Origin of the sequence: Melaminivora alkalimesophila, from assembly GCF_000282995.1 — a bacterium.
Taxonomy (GTDB): Bacteria; Pseudomonadota; Gammaproteobacteria; order Burkholderiales; family Burkholderiaceae_C; genus Melaminivora; species Melaminivora alkalimesophila.
Genome location: NZ_ALEE01000667.1, coordinates 1 through 4,896, shown reverse-complemented (window position 1 = coordinate 4,896; position 4,896 = coordinate 1). Strand labels below are relative to the sequence as shown.

At 72.2% G+C, this 4,896-nt stretch carries 7 protein-coding genes and 1 riboswitch; of the genes, 3 read left to right on the top strand and 4 right to left on the bottom strand.

The window, feature by feature from the left end; translation table 11 throughout:
- The 3 genes from panB to ribB form a co-directional block, all read left to right on the top strand.
- Nucleotides 1-843 (top strand): 3-methyl-2-oxobutanoate hydroxymethyltransferase (gene panB / locus A612_RS13015; RefSeq protein ID WP_019374904.1); only part of this gene is annotated, 843 nt, incomplete at its 5' end.
- A gap of 11 nt (nucleotides 844-854) precedes the next feature.
- Complete coding sequence (gene panC / locus A612_RS13010) at nucleotides 855-1,706, top strand: pantoate--beta-alanine ligase (protein WP_040436883.1); 852 nt, start codon at nucleotides 855-857, stop codon at nucleotides 1,704-1,706.
- Between the two features lie 105 nt (nucleotides 1,707-1,811).
- Nucleotides 1,812-1,980: riboswitch (FMN riboswitch) on the top strand.
- A 106-nt stretch (nucleotides 1,981-2,086) separates the two neighbouring features.
- A complete protein-coding gene (gene ribB, locus A612_RS13005; RefSeq protein WP_051001507.1) occupies nucleotides 2,087-2,731 on the top strand; it encodes a 3,4-dihydroxy-2-butanone-4-phosphate synthase in 645 nt (214 codons plus the stop codon).
- Between the two features lie 46 nt (nucleotides 2,732-2,777).
- Here the strand turns inward: ribB and A612_RS13000 are convergent, their stop codons facing one another.
- The 4 genes from A612_RS13000 to A612_RS12985 form a co-directional block, all read right to left on the bottom strand.
- A complete protein-coding gene (locus A612_RS13000; RefSeq protein ID WP_019374901.1) occupies nucleotides 2,778-3,764 on the bottom strand; it encodes an NAD(P)H-dependent glycerol-3-phosphate dehydrogenase in 987 nt (328 codons plus the stop codon).
- A 66-nt stretch (nucleotides 3,765-3,830) separates the two neighbouring features.
- Nucleotides 3,831-4,286 (bottom strand): protein-export chaperone SecB, encoded by a 456-nt coding sequence (gene secB, locus A612_RS12995; RefSeq protein WP_040436877.1) that lies wholly within the window; start codon nucleotides 4,284-4,286, stop codon nucleotides 3,831-3,833.
- Nucleotides 4,287-4,417: 131 nt separating this feature from the next.
- The gene (gene grxC, locus A612_RS12990; RefSeq protein ID WP_019374899.1) at nucleotides 4,418-4,675 is read right to left on the bottom strand and encodes a glutaredoxin 3; all 258 of its coding nucleotides are present in this window, start codon (nucleotides 4,673-4,675) and stop codon (nucleotides 4,418-4,420) included.
- A gap of 47 nt (nucleotides 4,676-4,722) precedes the next feature.
- A partial coding sequence (locus A612_RS12985) for a rhodanese-like domain-containing protein (protein WP_019374898.1) occupies nucleotides 4,723-4,896 on the bottom strand: 174 nt, incomplete at its 5' end.

Sequence of the window (4,896 nt, the reverse complement as noted above, 5' to 3'; positions counted from 1 at the left end):
CTGCCCCCCGCGTCGCCGCTGCCGCAGCGCCGCCCCGTGAGCCTGCCGCGCCTGGCGCAGATGCGCGAGGCGGGCGAGAAAATCACCATGCTCACGGCCTACGACGCCACCTTCGCGGCCGTGGCCGACGCGGCGGGCGTGGAATGCATCCTCGTGGGCGACTCGCTCGGCATGGTCTGCCAGGGCCTGCCCAGCACCGTGGGCGTGACGCTGGACACCATGGCCTACCACACGGCCAGCGTGGCGCGCGGCCTGCACCGCGTGCAGGGCACGGCCTGGCTCATTGCCGATCTGCCCTACGGCAGCTACGCCGAGAGCCGAGAGCAGGCCCTGCGCAGCGCCTGCACGCTGATGCAGGCGGGGGCCCACATGGTCAAGCTCGAAGGCGGCGGCTGGACCGCACCGACGGTGCAGTTCCTCGTCGAGCGCGGCGTGCCCGTGTGCGCGCACCTGGGCCTCACGCCGCAGACCGTGCACGCCCTGGGCGGCTACCGCGTCCAGGGCAAGGACGAGGCCGCCGCGCACCAGCTGCGCAAGGAGGCGGCCGAGCTGCAGGATGCCGGCGCCGCGATGCTGGTGCTCGAAATGGTGCCCGCGCCGCTCGCGCGCGAGCTGACGGCCGCCCTGCCCCGCTGCCACACCATCGGCATCGGCGCGGGCAGCGGCACGGCGGGCCAGGTGCTGGTGATGCACGACATGCTCGGCGTCAACCTGGGCAAGAACCCGAAGTTCGTGCACGACTTCATGCGGGATGCGGGCAGCGTCAAGGGCGCCATGGAGGCCTACGTGCAGGCCGTCAAGCAAGGGCGCTTCCCCGACGACCAGCTGCACGCCTGGAATTGACGAAGGCCGCCATGATCACCGCACGCACCATCCCCGAACTGCGCGCCGCCCTGGCCGCCCGCCCCGGCCGCCCGGCCTTCGTGCCCACCATGGGCAACCTGCACGACGGCCACATCGCCCTGGTGCGCCAGGCCAGGCCGCTGGGCGACGTGCTGGTCACCAGCATCTTCGTGAACCGCCTGCAGTTCCTGCCGCACGAGGATTTCGACAGCTACCCGCGCACCTGGGACGCCGATTGCGCCCGGCTGGAGGCCGCGGGCTGCGACATCGTCTTCGCGCCGCGCGAGACCGACCTGTACCCCGCGCCGCAGACCTTCAAGATCCAGCCCGACCCGCAGCTGGCCGACATCCTGGAGGGCCACTTCCGCCCCGGCTTCTTCACCGGCGTGTGCACCGTGGTCATGAAGCTGTTCTCCGCCGTGTTCTTCGCCAGCGGCGGCGGCACGGCCGTGTTCGGCAAGAAGGACTACCAGCAGCTCATGGTGATCCGCCGCATGGTCGAGCAGTTCGCCCTGCCCGTGCAGGTGGTGGCCGGCGAGACCGAGCGCGCCACCGACGGCCTGGCGCTGAGCTCGCGCAACGGCTACCTGAGCACCGGGGAGCGCGGCCAGGCCGTGCAGCTGTCGCAGGCGCTGCGCGCACTGGCCCAGGCGGCATCGGCCCCGGGCGCGCCGCCGCTGGCCGCGCTGGAGCAGCAGGCCATGCAGCAGCTGGCGCAGCAGGGCTGGGCGCCCGACTACCTCACCGTGCGCCAGCGCCACGACCTGCAGCCGCCGCAGGGCGCCGCCGCCCCCGGCACGCTGGTGGCGCTGGGCGCGGCGCGCCTGGGCGGCACGCGGCTGATCGACAACCTGGAGTTCTGAACGGTCATCGAACCGGCGCACGGGCTCGGTCGCCTGGAGCCCATGCCTCGAATGCGCGATCCAGGCCCGCCATAGAATGTGGGTGCCGGCCTTCGGGCCGGCACAACGCGTCTTCAGGGCGGGGCGGAATTCCCCACCGGCGGTAGGCGAAGGAGCGGCACCCCGCCGCAGGTCTTCGCGAGCCCGCGAGCGCCCACCGCCTTGCGCGGCGGGGTCAGCAGATCTGGCCACACACCAGAGCCGACGGTCACAGTCCGGATGAAAGAAGATGCGCTACCCGTGCGTGCCCTCGCAGTGCCGGCCTTGTCCGCGCGTCTGCGCGCGCGTGCGGCTGCGCGCCCCGAAAACGTCTTCTCAACCTGTCAACGAGGAGCGTTTGAATGTCTCAAACCCAATCCACAGCCTACTGCCACCGGCGCATGCGCGCCGCGCTCGACGCCGTGCGCAACGGCGTCCCCGTCGTCCTCATGGATGACGGCGACCGCGAAAACGAGGCCGACCTGATCGTGGCCGCCGAGCGGCTGACCGAGCAGGCCATGGCCCAGCTGATCCGCGACGGCAGCGGCATCGTCTGCCTGTGCATGACCGACGAAGACCTGCGCCGCCTGCAGCTGCCGCCCATGGTGGAAAAGAACGAGAGCGCCCACGGCACGGCCTTCACCGTGACGATCGAGGCCCGCCACGGCGTCACCACCGGCGTCAGCGCTCGCGACCGGCTGACGACCATCCAGGCCGCCATCCACCCCGACGCCCGGCCCGCAGACCTGGTGCGCCCGGGCCATGTGTTCCCCCTGCGCGCGCACCCGGGCGGCGTGCTGGCCCGCCGCGGCCACACCGAAGGCGCGGTATGCCTGTCCCGCCTGGCCGGGCTGCGCCCTGCCGGCGTGCTGTGCGAGCTGATGAACCCCGACGGGACCATGATGCGCGGCGCGCAGGTGGCCGCCTACGCCGATGCGCACGGGCTGCCCGTGCTCACCATCGACGACCTGGTGGCCTGCACGAGCGCGCCAGTCCCCGTCGGCTGACGCGCGCCGCCCTGGCTGCGGCGCTCAAGCGCGGGACCGCACCGGCTTACTCCTCGCGCGGATCGCGCGCCATCAGCTGCTGCAGCGCGGCCGGCGCCTGCAGCCGGCCGTCGAGCAGCGCCAGCACGCATTCGGCGATCGGCATCTCCACGCCCGCCGCGCGCGCGCGCTGCACCACGGTGCGGGCGCTGTACACCCCCTCGGCCACGTGGCCCAGCGAATCGACCGCCTGCTGCAGGCTCTTGCCCTCGGCCAGCAGCAGGCCCACGCGGCGGTTGCGCGAGAGGTCGCCCGTGGCGGTCAGCACCAGGTCGCCCAGGCCGGACAGGCCCATGAAGGTATCGGGCCGCGCGCCCAGGGCCAGGCCCAGGCGGGTCATCTCGGCCAGGCCGCGCGTGATCAGGGCCGCGCGCGCGTTCAGGCCCAGCTGCAGGCCGTCGCACAGGCCCGTGGCGATGGCCAGCACGTTCTTGACCGCGCCGCCCACCTCCACGCCCACGATGTCCTCGCTGGCATAGACGCGCAGCGCGGGGCCGTGGAAGGCCGCCACGAGCGCATCGCGCACGCGGGCGTGGCGGCTTGCGGCGACGAGGGCGCTGGGCTGCCCACGCGCCACCTCCTGGGCGAAGCTCGGGCCGCTGAAGGCGCCGCTGGCCAGCTGCGGCGCCACTTCGGCGCAGACCTCGTGGGCCATGAGGCCCGTGTCCGCCTCGAAGCCCTTGCACAGCCAGGCGATGGGCGCGGCGCAGTCCCGCAGCAGCAGCAGCATGCCGCGCAGCGCCGCCATGGGCGTGCCGATGATGACGAGTTCCGCCTGGTCCGCAAGCGCGCGGGCATCGCCCGCCCGCACCCGCAGGCTGGGCGGGAATGCCAGGCCGGGCAGATAGCGCTGGTTGCTGCGCGCGGCCTGCATGCCGGCGGCCTGCTGCGCGTCCCGCGCCCACAGGGTCACGTCATGGCCGGCCGCATGCGCGGCGGCGCTCATGGCCATGGCCGTACCCCAGGCGCCGGCGCCGAGGACTACGATTTTCATAGCTTGTCGCGCTTGCTACGCGGGCGCTGGAGGCCAAAAACGCCTCCAATCGCCCGTTGCACCAACTTACTGCGTGGCGCCGTTGCCCGCTTCGGCCGCGGCTGCCTGCTGCTGCTCGTACATGGCCTGGAAGTTGATTTCCGCCAGGTGCACGGGCGGGAAGCCCGCGCGCGTGATGGTGTCGGCCACGTTGCCGCGCAGGTAGGGGTAGATGATCTGCGGGCAGGCAATGCCCACGATGGCGCCCATCTGTTCCTCGGGCACGTTACGGATCTCGAAGATGCCCGCCTGCTTGGCCTCGACCAGGAACACGGTCTTGTCCTGGATCTTGGTCTGCACCGTGGCGGTCACCGCCACCTCGAAGATGCCCTCGACCACCGGCGTGGCCTCCACGCCGAGCTGGATGTCCACACTGGGCTGTTCCTGCTCCAGCAGGATGTTGGGCGAATTGGGCTGCTCCAGGGACAGGTCCTTCAGGTAGACGCGCTGAATCTGGAACACAGGGGTTTCTTCGGTGGCCATGGTCGGGACGGGGAAATGCGGTTGCGAAACACGAGGCCCGCCCGGGAAGGCTCCCGCAGCGGGCCACTTGGGCTGCCATTATGCAATGGCGCGCCCGGGCATCCGCGGCGACGCGGGCGCCGGGGCCGGGCTCAGCCCTGCAGCAGCGGCACCAACCCGCCGCGCCCGTCGAGCGCCGCGAGGTCGTCGTAGCCACCCACGTGCGTCTGGCCGATGAAGATCTGCGGCACCGTGCGCCGGCCAGTGCTCTCCATCATGTGCTGGCGCGCGGCCGGGTCGGTGTCGATGCGGATCTCCTCGATCTGCTCCACGCCGCGCGCCTTGAGCAGCTGCTTGGCACGGGTGCAGTAGGGACACACGGCGGTCGTGTACATCTTCACGGCTTGCATGGGGATTCCTTTCCTGGGAGGGGTCGACGAAGCAGCTGCGGGGCGGCTCAGCCCTTTTCAACCGGCAGGCTGGCCTCGCGCCAGGCCGCCAGCCCGCCGGCCAGCGGCTGCGCACGCTCGTAGCCGAGCGCGCGCGCCAGCGCCGCGGCGCGTGCCGCGCGCGCGCCCTTGGCGCACACCAGGATCACCGGCACGGACTTGTTCTTGACCACCTGCGGCAG